This is a genomic window from Duffyella gerundensis (assembly GCF_001517405.1).
GTDB classification, from domain to species: Bacteria; Pseudomonadota; Gammaproteobacteria; order Enterobacterales; family Enterobacteriaceae; genus Duffyella; species Duffyella gerundensis.
The window spans coordinates 825,588-839,229 of record NZ_LN907827.1 but is presented as its reverse complement, the minus strand read 5'-3'; the positions used below and the strand labels follow the sequence as shown (position 1 = coordinate 839,229).

Here is a 13,642-nt window from a genome sequence, read left to right as displayed (position 1 = left end):
TTAATTCCTTATCTGTGTCTATTACGTTGAATAATCAGGAGCCTGTAAACACCAGAAGGCCAGGCCCGTCGTTAATGTCGCACGGTCGTTGCCGCACGTTATTCCTTACGTTGCTGGAGACGGCGCAGAGAACGCTCACGGCGCGTCTCCTCCCGGCTTCTGTCCAGCAATATCTCCTCGATAAACGCCAGGTGGCGGTGTGAAGCTTCGCGCGCTTTTTCCGGCTCACGAGCCACAATCGCCTCAAAAATACTGGCGCGATGACCACTCACTTTCGCCAGCATTTCCCGGCGCGAGTAAAGCAATTCGAAGTTCTGTCGAACGTTTTGTTCCAGCATAGGACCCATGCTGCGCAATAAATGTAAGAGTACGACATTATGCGCAGCTTCTGTGACGGCGATCTGATACTGCATCACCGCATCCGCCTCCGCGTCGAGATCGCCACTTTCCTGCGCCTGTTGAATCTTCAGGTGGCAGTGGCGAATACGCTCCAGATCTTCATCGGTGCCTCTTAGCGCGGCGTAGTAGGCAGCGATGCCTTCCAGCGCGTGGCGGGTTTCTAAGAGATCGAACTGAGATTCAGGATGACCGGCCAGTAAGCCCACCAGCGGATCGCTGAGGCTTTGCCACAGACTCTTCTGTACGAAAGTGCCACCGCCCTGTCGGCGCAGCAGCAATCCTTTGGCTTCCAGACGCTGTATGGCTTCTCGTAAAGAGGGACGGGAAACGTCAAACTGTTTGGCAAGTTCGCGTTCAGGCAGGAGCTTCTCTCCCGGTCGCAACGTCCCTTCCATGATCAGAGACTCAAGCTGTTGCTCAATTGCGTCAGAGAGTTTGGGTTGGCGAATTTTACTATAAGCCATCTGCCCTTCTTGTTTAGCCGAACGCCAGAAGTAAATTGGTAATACCAATTTAAAAATTGAGCCGGTAAAGTAACAAAGTATTTACCTGGTGTCTATATCGCCACCGTCTGAAACAGCGGGCAGCATCAGGCCTTTTTATCACTCTGCCAGCAGGTAATTGGAGCGCGTTTTCCGGCATACTTCAAAAAATCATGGCAACTTTTACCAAAACTTACACGCATTTAGCAGCCCTGTGCTTTTCGCGTCATAAGTAAACGGGATTCGTCGCCACGCTAAATTCATGGCAAAAAAGCGTTACAGAAATGTGAAGCCGCAACGGTTTTGTCGCGAATCCTTAGCACGAAAAGCGAAAGCAGGTGCAAAGCGTTTCGCTTATCACTATTCTTGTCGCCAGGGTAGCATCCGGCTGAAAACAGCACGCCTGCAACCGTAAAATATTCAATACGTTATTGTAAAAAGCACCTTACGGCTCCGGCAGGCAGTCGCCAGGGAAAACATCACATCAGTACGAGGTTTGTATGGATCAACAGCAGGGCGAAACGCTGAAGCGCGGACTTAAAAATCGCCATATTCAGCTCATCGCGTTGGGTGGCGCCGTGGGCACCGGTTTATTCCTCGGGATCGCCCAAACGATTAAGATGGCCGGGCCTTCGGTCTTACTGGGTTACGCCATCGGCGGCTTTATCGCTTTTTTGATTATGCGCCAGCTGGCCGAAATGGTGGTTGAAGAGCCCGTTGCCGGTTCATTCAGCCATTTTGCCTATAAGTACTGGGGTAATTTTGCCGGTTTCGCCTCTGGCTGGAACTACTGGGTGCTGTATGTGTTAGTGGCGATGGCGGAACTGACCGCGGTGGGCATCTATATACAGTACTGGTGGCCGGACGTACCGACCTGGGTTTCCGCGGCCATCTTCTTTGTGCTGATCAACGCCATCAATATGACCAACGTTAAAGTCTATGGCGAGCTGGAGTTCTGGTTTGCCATTATCAAAGTTGTGGCGGTGGTGGGCATGATTCTGTTTGGCGGCTGGCTACTGTTTGGTGGTCATGCCGGGCCGGAAGCTGCGGTAAGCAACATCTGGGACAAAGGCGGTTTCTTCCCGAACGGCGTGAGCGGGCTGGTCATGGCGATGGCGGTGATCATGTTCTCCTTCGGTGGCCTTGAGCTGGTCGGCATCACCGCAGCTGAAGCGGATGATCCGGAGAGAAGCATTCCTAAAGCGACTAATCAGGTCATTTATCGCATCCTGATTTTTTATATCGGCTCGCTGACCGTGCTGCTTTCGCTCTATCCGTGGACCAAAGTAGTCGAAGGCGGCAGCCCGTTCGTGATGATTTTCCACGATTTAGGCGATGCGCTGGTTGCAAACGCGCTGAACGTGGTGATCCTGACCGCTGCGCTGTCGGTCTATAACAGCTGTGTTTACTGTAACAGCCGCATGCTGTTTGGTCTGGCTCAGCAGGGCAACGGACCAAAAGCGCTGTTGAAAGTGGATCGCCGTGGCGTGCCTTACGTCGCGCTGGCAGTATCTGCGCTGGCAACCGCCATCTGCGTGCTGATCAACTACCTGATGCCAGGCGAAGCCTTTGGCCTGCTGATGTCGTTGGTCGTCTCTGCGCTGGTGATCAACTGGGCGATGATCAGCCTGGCGCATCTGCAGTTCCGCAAAGCCAAAGATCGTCAGGGCGTGCAGACGCGCTTCAAAGCGTTGCTCTATCCGCTCGGCAACTGGATCTGTCTGGCCTTTATGGTGGGCATTCTGGTAATCATGGCCATGACGCCAGGCATGAGCATTTCAGTCTGGTTGATCCCGGTCTGGCTGGTGATTTTGGCTGTCGGTTATGCGGTGAAAAACCGTCTGCAGAAAGCCTGATAACAAGCGGGCCGCCCCGGCCCGCTTTGCTACTCCCCTCACACTTTTCCTCTAATAACCGTTTTGTCCATCATCGCGGCAGTTTATTGCCGGTCATCTCGCTGATTAACATAGATAATCTCCGCTTACCATTTGCGGAAGAGGATTTATCCATGAAAGGATCGGCTTTAACATTCCGGGAGAAGCTCGGATACGGCATGGGCGATGCCGGCTGCAACATGATCAATGGCGCTATCATGTTATTCCTCACCTATTTTTACACCGACATTTTTGGCCTGGCACCGGCGCTGGTCGGCGGCCTGCTGCTGTCGGTTCGCGTGCTGGATGCGGTCACTGACCCGATTATGGGCGCCATTGCCGATCGTACGCAGAGTCGCTGGGGACGTTTTCGCCCCTGGCTGCTGTGGATGTCGCTGCCCTATGTGTTGTTCAGCGTACTGATGTTTACCACGCCGGAATGGACCTACAACAGCAAAGTCATTTATGCCTTTGTGACCTACTTTTTAATGTCGCTGACCTACACCGCCATCAGTATTCCTTACTGTTCTCTGGGCGGCGTGATTACTAACGATCCGCATGAGCGCGTCTCCTGTCAGTCTTACCGTTTTGTGATGGTCGGCGTGGCCACGCTGATTTTATCGCTGTCACTGTTGCCGCTGGTCGACTGGTTCGGTCAGGGCGACAAGGCGCGCGGTTATCAGATGGCGATGAGCGTGCTGGCCCTGATCGGCTTCTTTATGTTCCTGTTCTGTTTTGCCACCGTGCGTGAACGTATTCGCCCGGCGGTGCCAAACAACGACGATTTGAAAAACGATCTGCGCGACGTCTGGAAAAATGACCAGTGGGTGCGCATGCTGCTACTGACTTTCTGTAACGTCTGCCCCGGCTTCATTCGCATGGCAGCCACCATGTATTACGTAACATGGGTAATGGGTCAGTCGACCCACTTCGCTACGCTGTTTATCAGCCTCGGCGTGGTTGGCATGATGATTGGCAGTACGCTGGCCAAGGTGCTGACCGACCGTTGGTGCAAACTCAAGGTCTTTTTCTGGACCAATATTCTGCTCGCCATTTTCTCCTGCGGATTCTACTGGCTCAATCCTCATGCCACCACACTGGTGGTCGCCGCCTATTTTGTACTGAATATCCTGCATCAGATCCCATCACCGCTGCACTGGTCATTAATGGCCGACGTTGACGATTACGGCGAGTGGAAAACCGGCAAGCGCAGCACCGGCATCAGTTTCTCCGGCAACCTGTTTTTCCTTAAGGTCGGACTGGCGGTCGCAGGCGCGCTGGTGGGCTTCCTGCTCTCCTGGTACGGTTACGACGCCGGTGCAAAACAGCAGTCTGGCGATACGCTGCACGGTATTGTATTGATGTTTACCATTATCCCCGCCGTTGGCTATCTGATTACTGCGGGTGTCGTTCGCCTGTTGAAAGTGGATAATCGCCTGATGCATACCATTCAGCAGGATCTGGCGCTACGTCGGGAGAATTTTCGCGAGTTGCACGAGATTCGCCCCAGCCACGCTGCCACCATTAAACCTGGAGAGGTAAAATGAGCCTTCATCTACCCAATCCCTTTATACCTCAGCGCGCCGATCCACAGATTATGCGCCATAAAGACCACTACTATTTTATCGCTTCGGTGCCGGAGTACGATCGGCTGGAGCTGCGCGCCGCCGACAGCCTGATGGGCCTGCGTGAAGCTGAACCGGTTACGCTGTGGGAGAAAGATCACAGCGGGCCGCTGAGCGAGTTGATTTGGGCGCCTGAACTGCACCGCTTCGGCCAGCAGTGGGTTATCTACTTTGCCGCTGCTCCTGGGCGCGAAATCAAAGAGGGCCTGTTTCAACATCGCATGTATGCGCTGGTTAGCGACCACGACGATCCGCTGGTAGCCAGCCAGTGGCAGCCGCCGCGTCGGGTACACACGCCGATAGACTCCTTTTCGCTGGATGCCACCAGCTTTCATCATCAGGGTAAAAACTGGTATCTGTGGGCGCAAAAGGATCCGGCCATCGCAGGCAATTCAAACCTCTATCTGGCTGAACTGGAAAACCCATGGACGCTGAAAGGACCGCCGGTGATGCTCAGCAAACCTGAATTTGAGTGGGAATGTCGCGGATTTCTGGTGAATGAGGGGCCAGCGGTGATTGTTCACGGCGGCAGACTTTTTGTCACCTACTCCGCCAGCGCCACCGATGAAAATTATGCGCTGGGTCTGCTGTGGATTGATGAAGATGCCGATCTGTTGAACCCGGACAACTGGCATAAATCCGCCGATCCGGTATTCACCACCAGTTGGGAGAACCAACAGTTTGGCCCGGGGCACAACAGTTTTACTACCGATGAACAGGGTCAACCGCTGCTGGTTTACCACGCGCGCAACTATACGGAAATCGAAGGCGATCCGCTGTGGGATCCCAACCGGCACACCCGCATTAAGCCCTTCGCCTGGCGCGCCGACGGCATGCCAGACTTCGGCGTGCCGCCAGCGGATTCACCTTAAACCAGCGCACCGTAGATGGTCAGTAGGGCAACCACCACCACCAGCACCAACGAGACTTTTTTTGCCAGGCTGACCGCCACGCGCGGAGTTTGTACCGCGCTAAGGTGCGGATCGCGCGCCAGTGAAAACTGCGCCAGGCTGGTCAGCACCTGATATTGCGAACGGTGCCGATCGCCAAGTGAAGCAAACCAGGCGGGTAGCGCTTTTTCGCCGTGCCCTAACAGCGCATAAGCGACACCCGCCAGGCGCACCGGAATCCAGTCCAGCCAGTGTAAAATGGCATCCACACCTGACTGCGCACGCTCCAGCGGAGAATGTCGACGGGCCAGCCAGCCTTGCCAGGCACGCAAAAACGCATAGCCCATCAGCAGTACCGGTCCCCAGGCACCGCCGATAACAAACCAGAACAGCGGAGCCAGATAGAAGCGATAGTTAATCCACAGCAGCGCATTCTGTAGCTCACGCAAAAAATCCCCTTCCGAACACTCAGGCGGTACGCCGTGAATCAGCGTTAACTCTTCGGCCATGGTATCGCGCGCGTGATGATCGCCCTGCGTCGCTGCCTTCAGGTAAGCGTGATAGTGCAAACGTACCTTGCCCGCGCCAATGCAGAGCAGGCCAATCGCCATCCAAAACAGCAGCTGCGGTATGCCAAACAGTATACCTTTCAACCCAAGAATGCAGATCCAGACCACCGCCATGGCCAGCAGGGTCATCAGCAGCGTGTTCAGCAGTGAAAAACGGCGGCGATGGCGAAACAGTGGCTCCAGCCGATGCTCAAGCTGCCAGTGCTCGCCGACTTTGAACAAGCGTTCCCAACCTAAAACCAGTAACAGGCTAAACAGCGTCATGCCGAATGCTCCGTGAGTCATGAAGTGAATGTGTCAGCAACTGGCGGAAGTATGGCCAGTCAAAAGCAGGACCCGGATCGGTTTTACGCGTCGGGGCGATATCGCTGTGGCCGGTGATACGTTCCAGCGTCAGCGGATAGTGTTGCATCAGGAGTAACGTAACGCGCACCAGCGCCTGATATTGCGCTTCGGTATAAGGCACATCGTCAGTGCCCTCCAGCTCAATACCCATCGAGAAATCATTGCAGTTTTCACGCCCCTGAAAACAGGAGGCACCGGCGTGCCACGCCCGGGCGTTAAAAGGCACATACTGCACGATTTCGCCATCCCGACGGATGAGGCAGTGTGCGGCGACGCGAAGCTGATGTATTTCAGCAAAGTAGGGATGCGCAGCGGGATCGAGGGTGCCGGTAAAAAGCGCGTCAATCCACGGGCCACCAAATTCTCCGGGCGGTAAACTGATGTTGTGGACAACCAGTAACGAAGGGGCTTCGTTAGCGGGACGCTCGTTAAAATGCGGAGATTCCACCTTTCTGGCTTCATCAATCCAGCCCTGCTGCAACTGCATGCGTTACTCCTTAATCAACGTCACGCTGAAAGAGTAGCATGGTTGCCTGGCAAATTATTGGCAGGAATAGCCCAACAGCAGCACCTTCTCACATGACACAACGCATTGTTAAGGATACTAAACAAAATGGCGTTTTCTGCTGGCAGACGGCGGGTAAAAACACTACAGTATCCGCTTATTTTTCCGTCTGGAGAGGGATATGACCGCCCGCCGCTATGATCATGACAGCCGTAAAACTGCGTTGCTGAGCCGCATTGGCAACGATATCCCCCCTGCCGTAGAGCTGGCCCTGCGTGAAGACCTTGGCGGCACAATCGATGCTGATAACGATTTGACTGCCCTGCTTCTGCCTGCGGATAAAGTGGCTCAGGCAACGGTAATTACCCGCGAAGAAGGCGTTTTCTGTGGTAAACGCTGGGTCGAAGAGGTGTTTGCTCAGCTGGGTCACCAGGTCAGCATTCAGTGGCAGGTTGACGATGGCGACAGACTGCTGGCCAATCAGGTGCTTTTTACCCTGCATGGACCCGCGCGCATCATTCTCACCGCCGAGCGCACCGCGCTAAACTTTGTGCAAACGCTTTCCGGTGTGGCAACGGAAGTGGCTCGTTATGTGGCGCTGCTGGCCGGAACCCAAACGCGACTGCTGGATACGCGCAAAACGCTGCCTGGACTACGCACCGCGCTGAAATATGCCGTGCTGTGCGGCGGCGGAAGCAATCATCGTCTGGGATTGGCCGATGCGTTTTTGATTAAGGAAAATCATATTATCGCCACGGGCTCAATTGCGCAGGCCGTGGAAAAAGCGCTATGGCTGCATCCCGATGTGCCGGTGGAAGTCGAGGTTGAATCGCTTGATGAATTGGCACAGGCGCTGAATGCCGGGGCCGATATTGTGATGCTGGATAACTTCACACCCGACATGATGCGTCAGGCGGTGGAGCAGAATCAGCAGCGCGCGCTGCTGGAGGTATCAGGCAACGTTACGGAAGCGACGTTACCGATTATCGCCGCCACTGGCGTAGATTTCGTCTCGGTTGGCGCTCTGACCAAACATGTGCGGGCGCTGGATCTCTCCATGCGCTTTCAGTAACGCTTTATCGGTACAGGCCATCCTGCAGGATGGCTTTTCTGTCTCCCTCTCTGAAAAATTTGTGCGCTGGCTCGGCAACTTTTCTCATCCCATGTAAAACGTGAATTTTCTTTGCGCCAGCGCTTCCAGCATGGATTTTCCCCTGTGGCTGCCTGCCGGGCGCTATTGCAGCATAGCGCTCTACCACAACGGAGGAGATGGCTATGGAAATGCAACGCGGATTTACCCTGATTGAACTCATGATCGTCATTGGCATTGTCGCCATACTCAGCGCCATTGGCCTGCCGGCCTATCAGAATTACCTGCAGCGCGCCGCCCTGACTGACATGCTGCAAACCATGGTGCCCTATAAAACGGCAGTAGAGCTCTGCACCATTGAGCGTGGCGCAACCGCTAACTGTAATGCTGGCGAGAACGGTATTCCGGCAGCAAAAGGTTCACGTTATGTCGCCAGCGTGGCGGTAAATGCCGGAGCCATTACGCTAACCGGGCAGGAAAGCCTCAGCGGATTGAATGTGGTGATGAGCCCGCTCTGGAACAGCAATGAGGGGCAGATGAGCTGGCAACGCGCCTGCACCAGTGACAACAGCAGCTTGCAGGATAACTGCCTCAATGTGTTCCGCTTCGACGATAAGCAGGGATGAGCATGAAAACGTCTACCCGTCGTCCGTTGGATATGCTCTGCCAGCAATATCGCGCAGTGGTTCTGCATCACGATGAGCAGATGTTGCGCGTGGCCATTGCGCAGGACGCCTCATCCATTGCAGAGATGACCGAAGCGCTGCGCTTTGCCACGCAGTGTCGCGTTGAGGTTGAACAGTGGCCGCCTGCCCGGCTTGAGCAATATGCCCCCTGTGCCAATCCTGACGCCGTGCGTGAACAGCCACCAGCAGAATCGGCGATTGATGCCGTTGAGGCGATACTCACTCAGGCTATCCAACGCCGGGCTTCCGATGTACATATTGAGCCGCAGCAGCATGGCCTGCGCGTTCGTCTGCGCATTGATGGCGTGCTGCAAATTCTGACCCAGTTGCCGGATGTGGCACCCGCAGGATTAATCGCCCGTCTGAAAATCCTTGCCAGTCTGGATATAGCCGAGCGACGTTTGCCGCAGGACGGCCAGTTCAGCATTACGCTGACAGAGAAGAGCGCCTCCTTTCGGCTGTCAACGCTGCCGACCCGCTATGGCGAGAAGTGCGTGGTGCGACTGCTGCAAAGCGAAGCGCATTCTGTTGCCCTGGAGAAACTGGGCATGCCCGCCCCGCTGCTTCGTCTCTATCGCGAGGCGCTGGCAAAACCTCAGGGATTAATTCTGGTAACCGGCCCAACCGGCAGCGGCAAAACCTTCACCCTCTATAGCGGCCTTAGCGCACTCAACCAGCCCGAGAAAAATGTTTGTAGCGTCGAAGATCCGGTTGAAATCCCGCTGGCAGGTATCAATCAGACACAGATTCATACTCGCGCCGGACTTGATTTCAACCTGGTGCTGCGATCCCTGCTGCGTCAGGATCCCGATATCATTATGGTCGGCGAAATACGCGATGCGGAGACGGCGGAGATTGCGGTCAAAGCCGCGCAGACTGGTCACCTGGTACTTTCCACGCTGCACACCAACTCCACCAGCGAAACGCTGACGCGCCTTGGACAGATGGGGATCCCCGGTTATCTGTTGGGTTCAGCGCTAAAGTTAATTATTGCGCAGCGCCTGGTACGCAGGCTGTGTGCGCACTGCCGTCAGCCAGCGGAGGCGCTGGCACATTTTCCTCCGGCGGTCTGGCCCGGCACGCTACAAACCTGGCGCGCCCCCGGCTGCGATCACTGCTTTTCCGGCTATTACGGTCGGCTGGCGCTGTTTGAACTGCTGCCGATTAACGGCAAGATGCAGAACGCTATTGCTGCAGAAGCCTCAGCGGATCAGCTGCTGGTACTGGCGCAGCAGCAGGGCATGCGCAATCTGTTCAGCGAGGGGTTGCTGGCGGTCAGCCGCGGCGAAACCTCACTGGATGAGGTGAATCGCATTGTAGGCATTGAGCATGGCTGACTGCGTACTGTTTCGCTGGCAGGCTATGGACGATAACGGCGCGCTGCATCAGGGCGAAATGCTGGCTGCCGATCGGCAACAGGCCGTCATGCGGCTGATAGAAAAAGATCTGCTGCCGATTGGTTGTCGCCAGCAGAAACGCTATCGCGCCGCCCAGTGGAAAGGCGATCAGAAAATCAACTTCATTCGCCAGCTTGCCACGCTGTTGCAGGCAGGCATGACGCTGGCCGATGCTTTGCGTCTGATTGGTGAAGGGCATCCGCATGCGGGCTGGCGTGCTCTGATTGCCGCATTACAGGAGCAGGTTTCACGTGGCGATCCCTTCTCCACTGCGCTGCAACAATGGCCAACCATCTTCAGCCCACTGTTTCCTGCGCTGATGCAGGTAGGCGAAGTCACCGGTCAACTCGATAGCTGTTGTCAGCAGCTGGCGGGTCAACAGGAGCGGCAGCAACAGCTGCAGAAAAAAGTCATCAAAGCGTTGCGCTATCCGCTGTTTATTTTGTTGGTTGCTGGTGCGGTGAGCGGCGGCATGCTGCTGTTTGTATTACCGGAGTTTGTCGCAATTTATGACTCTTTTGACTCGCCTCTTCCCGCTTTTACCGCTGCGGTAATGGGCTTCTCAGAATGGCTACAGTCAGCATTTTTACCGCTGGCCGCTTCCATGAGCGCCTTACTCCTTGTCTGGCGTCGCCAGCGGCAACGCTTTGTTTCAGTAAGACGCCGGGAGCAGCGACTGCTGCTGTGGCTGCCGTTGATATCTTCACTGTATCGTGGCAGCCAGCTAAGCCGCATTTTCACTACCCTGAGCCTGACGCAAAGTGCCGGGCTAACGTTATTACAAAGTCTGCAGGCGGTGGAAAAAACGCTGGATCAGGCGATCTGGCGCGAAGAGATCGTTGCCATTCAGCAGCACATTTCCGGTGGTATGCCGTTGCATCAGGCGATTCAGGGCTCGCTGTTCACGCCACTCTGCTATCAGCTGATTAAGTCTGGCGAAGAGGCAGGTGCGCTGGATACCCTGTTAACTCGCCTTGCTGAATGGCATGAAACCTCAACCCATGAGCAGGCGGATAAGCTGGCGGCCACATTAGAGCCATTGATGATGGTGGTGATCGGGGTGATTGTTGGCGTGTTGGTTATCGCCATGTATCTGCCCATTTTTGGACTGGGCGATGCGTTGCATTAAGCACGTTAATCCGGGCTGGTGAAAGCAAGATGCTCACCAGCCCGCAACAGGCAATATCAGCGATTAAAAACGCGGTTTTCCTGTTCATTGACGCGAATAAAGGTAGTACGTTTGGTCAGCTCTTTAAGCCTTTCTGCGCCGACATAAGTACAGGCAGAACGCAGGCCGCCGAGAATATCGCGCGCCGTCTCTTCAACCGGTCCGCGCAACGGCAGACGCACCGTTTTACCCTCAGCTGCACGATACTGCGCCACACCGCCAACATGGCGTTTCATTGCTGACTCAGAGCTCATGCCGTAAAACAGCATAAACTGTTCACCCTGCTCTTCCACCACCGTGCCTTCACACTCATCGTGCGCTGCCAACATGCCGCCCAGCATGACGAAATCGGCCCCGCCGCCAAAGGCTTTCGCGATATCGCCTGGCACGGCGCATCCGCCATCACTGACGATCTGCCCGCCGAGCCCATGAGCGGCATCGGCACATTCAATCACCGCGGAAAGCTGCGGATAACCGACGCCGGTTTTGACACGCGTGGTGCAGACCGAGCCGGGGCCAATACCGACTTTGACAATATCCGCGCCGGAAAGAATTAGCTCCTCCACCATCTCGCCGGTGACTACGTTACCCGCACAGATGGTTTTTCCCGGGCAGGCTTCACGCGCACGCTGTAAAAACTCAACGAAGTGCTCTGAATAGCCGTTGGCAACGTCGATGCAGATAAAGTTCAGGCGTGGCGAAAGTGCAAGGATCTGTTTCAGCTTGAGGAAGTCAGCTTCAGAAGTCCCCGTGGAAACCATAACGTGGCTGAGCACACTTTCCGGCACGCGCTGCACAAAGGCCTGCCACTGCTCAACGCTGTAGTGTTTGTGTACCGCGGTGAGAATATCAAAAGCCGCTAACGCTTCAGCCATGGTAAAGGTGCCCACCGTATCCATATTCGCGGCAATCACAGGCACGCCTGACCAGGTTATTGCGGAGTGTTTAAAGGTAAACTCGCGGGCAAGCTCAACCTGCGATCGGCTTTTCAACGTTGAGCGTTTAGGCCGGATTAGCACATCTTTAAAGCCGAGCTTGATATCTTCTTCAATACGCATGGAGATTTCCTGGTTAGTGGCAAAACTGGCAAATACGCCCGCTCCAGTGACGTTATCATACGCGCCAAAAACGGCATGACAAGAGTGCGAGATTTGCGGGATTTACGCTACAATCCGTTAATATTTTTCCCTACATCTGCAGTGTGGCCGTTCTCACCTTTTGCAGTCATCAACCAGCGAGCACACAGGTTATGTCATATACGGTTGCGCTTACCGGCGGCATCGGCAGCGGCAAAAGCACCATCGCGAATGCCTTTGTCAATCTTGGTGTCGATATGGTCGACGCTGATATTATCGCCCGCCAGGTTGTTGAGCCCGGCACGCCCGCACTGGCTGCTATTGAGGCACGTTTTGGTGCTCAGATAGTGAATGAACAGGGTCAGCTTATCCGCAGCCGCCTGCGTGAGATTATTTTTAGTTCACCCGATGAGAAAACCTGGTTAAATCAGCTGCTGCATCCGCTGATTCAGCAGGAAACGCAGCGTCAGCTGGCGCTTTGCCACTCACCCTGGCGTTTGTGGGTGGTGCCGCTGCTGGTGGAGAATCATCTTTATCATCAAGCTGACCGCGTGCTGGTGGTCGATGTTGATCGTGAAATCCAACTACAGCGCACACTGGCGCGCGATAACGTCAGTCTGGAACAGGCGCAAAATATTCTTGCCGCTCAGGCGACGCGAGAAGCACGACTCGCCGTGGCGGACGACATTATTGATAATAACGGCACGCCGGAATCGGTATTGCCGCGCGTTGCTGAACTGCATCAGCGCTATCTGGCGCTGGCAGCAGCAAAACAGGATCAGAAGCATGACCAACATTCTTTTTGAGCACCCATTAAATGAGAAAATGCGCACCTGGCTGCGCATCGAATTTCTGCTGGCGCAACTTCAGGGCAGCCGCTACATCGCCGATCACCTCACCGCGCTGACCTTTTTCCGCAACATGGGCGATCTGCTGGATGTGTTCGATCGGGGAGAGTTGCGTACGGAAATGACCAAAGAGCTGGAGCGTCAACAGCAGAAGCTGCTCGCCTGGGCTGATGTGCCTGGCGTCGATATGGCAGTGGTGGAACAGCTGCGCGACCGGTTGAAGGCGCAGTCAAGTCAACTGCTGGCGGCGCCGCGCATTGGACAACTGCTGCGGGAAGACCGCCTGATTGCGCTGGTGCGTCAGCGGCTGAGCATACCCGGCGGCTGCTGCAGTTTTGATCTGCCAACGCTGCACATCTGGTTGCATATCGATCAGGCTCAGCGCGATCGTCAAGTGGACATCTGGCTCGCTTCGTTGAGTCCGCTCAGTGATACGCTAACCATTATTCTCGACCTGATTCGTCAATCGGCGACCTTTCGCACCCACACCAGCCTGAACGGTTTTTTCCAGGATAATGCCGAAGGCGCAGATTTATTGCGTTTGCAGCTGACGCTGGAGGATTCGCTCTATCCGCAGGTATCGGGTCATAAAAGTCGTTATGCTATTCGTTTTCTGCCGCTTGATAGCGAGCATGGTGAAGTACCGGCGCGGCTCGATTTTGGGCTCGCCTGTTGTTAAGGATTAATA

13 protein-coding genes are annotated in these 13,642 nt (G+C 55.2%); 9 read left to right on the top strand and 4 right to left on the bottom strand.

Annotated elements, in window-relative coordinates; all coding sequences use genetic code 11:
- Positions 1-98 precede the first annotated feature (98 nt).
- Positions 99-863, bottom strand: a complete 765-nt coding sequence (gene pdhR, locus EM595_RS03740; protein WP_067427998.1) for a pyruvate dehydrogenase complex transcriptional repressor PdhR — start codon at positions 861-863, stop codon at positions 99-101.
- A 518-nt stretch (positions 864-1,381) separates the two neighbouring features.
- On the opposite strand from pdhR, the gene aroP reads away from it, so the two are divergent.
- The 3 genes from aroP to EM595_RS03725 all read left to right on the top strand — a co-directional run bounded on the left by aroP (position 1,382) and on the right by EM595_RS03725 (position 5,252).
- Positions 1,382-2,737, top strand: a complete 1,356-nt coding sequence (gene aroP / locus EM595_RS03735; protein ID WP_067427997.1) for an aromatic amino acid transporter AroP — start codon at positions 1,382-1,384, stop codon at positions 2,735-2,737.
- Positions 2,738-2,889: 152 nt separating this feature from the next.
- The gene (locus EM595_RS03730) at positions 2,890-4,302 is read left to right on the top strand and encodes a glycoside-pentoside-hexuronide (GPH):cation symporter (protein WP_067427996.1); all 1,413 of its coding nucleotides are present in this window, start codon (positions 2,890-2,892) and stop codon (positions 4,300-4,302) included.
- Positions 4,299-5,252: a glycoside hydrolase family 43 protein gene (locus tag EM595_RS03725; RefSeq protein ID WP_067427995.1), complete on the top strand. Its 954-nt coding sequence runs from the start codon at positions 4,299-4,301 to the stop codon at positions 5,250-5,252. The genes EM595_RS03730 and EM595_RS03725 overlap by 4 nt, the downstream gene beginning before the upstream one ends.
- Here EM595_RS03725 and ampE read toward each other — a convergent pair.
- Positions 5,249-6,103: a beta-lactamase regulator AmpE gene (ampE, locus tag EM595_RS03720; protein ID WP_067427993.1), complete on the bottom strand. Its 855-nt coding sequence runs from the start codon at positions 6,101-6,103 to the stop codon at positions 5,249-5,251. The genes EM595_RS03725 and ampE overlap by 4 nt on opposite strands.
- The gene (ampD, locus tag EM595_RS03715; protein WP_067427991.1) at positions 6,090-6,671 is read right to left on the bottom strand and encodes a 1,6-anhydro-N-acetylmuramyl-L-alanine amidase AmpD; all 582 of its coding nucleotides are present in this window, start codon (positions 6,669-6,671) and stop codon (positions 6,090-6,092) included. The genes ampE and ampD overlap by 14 nt, the downstream gene beginning before the upstream one ends.
- A gap of 199 nt (positions 6,672-6,870) precedes the next feature.
- Here ampD and nadC point away from each other — a divergent pair, with 199 nt between their 5' ends.
- From nadC to hofC, 4 genes are all read left to right on the top strand, one after another.
- Entirely contained in the window at positions 6,871-7,761 is an 891-nt protein-coding gene (gene nadC / locus EM595_RS03710; protein ID WP_067427990.1) for a carboxylating nicotinate-nucleotide diphosphorylase, read from the top strand.
- A 203-nt stretch (positions 7,762-7,964) separates the two neighbouring features.
- On the top strand, positions 7,965-8,405 hold the full coding sequence (gene ppdD, locus EM595_RS03705) for a prepilin peptidase-dependent pilin (protein WP_067427988.1): 441 nt from the start codon (positions 7,965-7,967) through the stop codon (positions 8,403-8,405).
- Between the two features lie 2 nt (positions 8,406-8,407).
- Positions 8,408-9,802, top strand: a complete 1,395-nt coding sequence (gene gspE / locus EM595_RS03700; RefSeq protein WP_067427986.1) for a type II secretion system protein GspE — start codon at positions 8,408-8,410, stop codon at positions 9,800-9,802.
- The gene (hofC, locus tag EM595_RS03695) at positions 9,795-10,991 is read left to right on the top strand and encodes a protein transport protein HofC (RefSeq protein WP_067427984.1); all 1,197 of its coding nucleotides are present in this window, start codon (positions 9,795-9,797) and stop codon (positions 10,989-10,991) included. The genes gspE and hofC overlap by 8 nt, the downstream gene beginning before the upstream one ends.
- A 56-nt stretch (positions 10,992-11,047) precedes the next feature.
- On the opposite strand, the gene EM595_RS03690 is transcribed toward hofC, so the two are convergent.
- Positions 11,048-12,088, bottom strand: a complete 1,041-nt coding sequence (locus EM595_RS03690; protein WP_067427982.1) for a GMP reductase — start codon at positions 12,086-12,088, stop codon at positions 11,048-11,050.
- A gap of 191 nt (positions 12,089-12,279) precedes the next feature.
- Between EM595_RS03690 and coaE the strand changes: the two genes are divergently transcribed.
- Both coaE and zapD read left to right on the top strand, forming a co-directional pair.
- Positions 12,280-12,912 carry a dephospho-CoA kinase gene (gene coaE / locus EM595_RS03685; protein ID WP_067427980.1) on the top strand — a complete coding sequence of 211 codons (633 nt, stop codon included), beginning with the start codon at positions 12,280-12,282 and terminating at the stop codon, positions 12,910-12,912.
- Entirely contained in the window at positions 12,893-13,633 is a 741-nt protein-coding gene (gene zapD / locus EM595_RS03680; RefSeq protein WP_067427978.1) for a cell division protein ZapD, read from the top strand. Before coaE ends, zapD begins: the two co-directional genes overlap by 20 nt.
- The last annotated feature ends 9 nt before the right edge of the window (positions 13,634-13,642 follow it).

Bases quoted from the DNA above. Each gene is read 5' to 3' on its own strand.
- pdhR (WP_067427998.1), bottom strand. From the start codon at position 863: ATGGCTTATAGTAAAATTCGCCAACCCAAACTCTCTGACGCAATTGAG.
- aroP (WP_067427997.1), top strand. From the start codon at position 1,382: ATGGATCAACAGCAGGGCGAAACGCTGAAGCGCGGACTTAAAAATCGC.
- EM595_RS03730 (WP_067427996.1), top strand. From the start codon at position 2,890: ATGAAAGGATCGGCTTTAACATTCCGGGAGAAGCTCGGATACGGCATG.
- EM595_RS03725 (WP_067427995.1), top strand. From the start codon at position 4,299: ATGAGCCTTCATCTACCCAATCCCTTTATACCTCAGCGCGCCGATCCA.
- ampE (WP_067427993.1), bottom strand. From the start codon at position 6,103: ATGACGCTGTTTAGCCTGTTACTGGTTTTAGGTTGGGAACGCTTGTTC.
- ampD (WP_067427991.1), bottom strand. From the start codon at position 6,671: ATGCAGTTGCAGCAGGGCTGGATTGATGAAGCCAGAAAGGTGGAATCT.
- nadC (WP_067427990.1), top strand. From the start codon at position 6,871: ATGACCGCCCGCCGCTATGATCATGACAGCCGTAAAACTGCGTTGCTG.
- ppdD (WP_067427988.1), top strand. From the start codon at position 7,965: ATGGAAATGCAACGCGGATTTACCCTGATTGAACTCATGATCGTCATT.
- gspE (WP_067427986.1), top strand. From the start codon at position 8,408: ATGAAAACGTCTACCCGTCGTCCGTTGGATATGCTCTGCCAGCAATAT.
- hofC (WP_067427984.1), top strand. From the start codon at position 9,795: ATGGCTGACTGCGTACTGTTTCGCTGGCAGGCTATGGACGATAACGGC.
- EM595_RS03690 (WP_067427982.1), bottom strand. From the start codon at position 12,088: ATGCGTATTGAAGAAGATATCAAGCTCGGCTTTAAAGATGTGCTAATC.
- coaE (WP_067427980.1), top strand. From the start codon at position 12,280: ATGTCATATACGGTTGCGCTTACCGGCGGCATCGGCAGCGGCAAAAGC.
- zapD (WP_067427978.1), top strand. From the start codon at position 12,893: ATGACCAACATTCTTTTTGAGCACCCATTAAATGAGAAAATGCGCACC.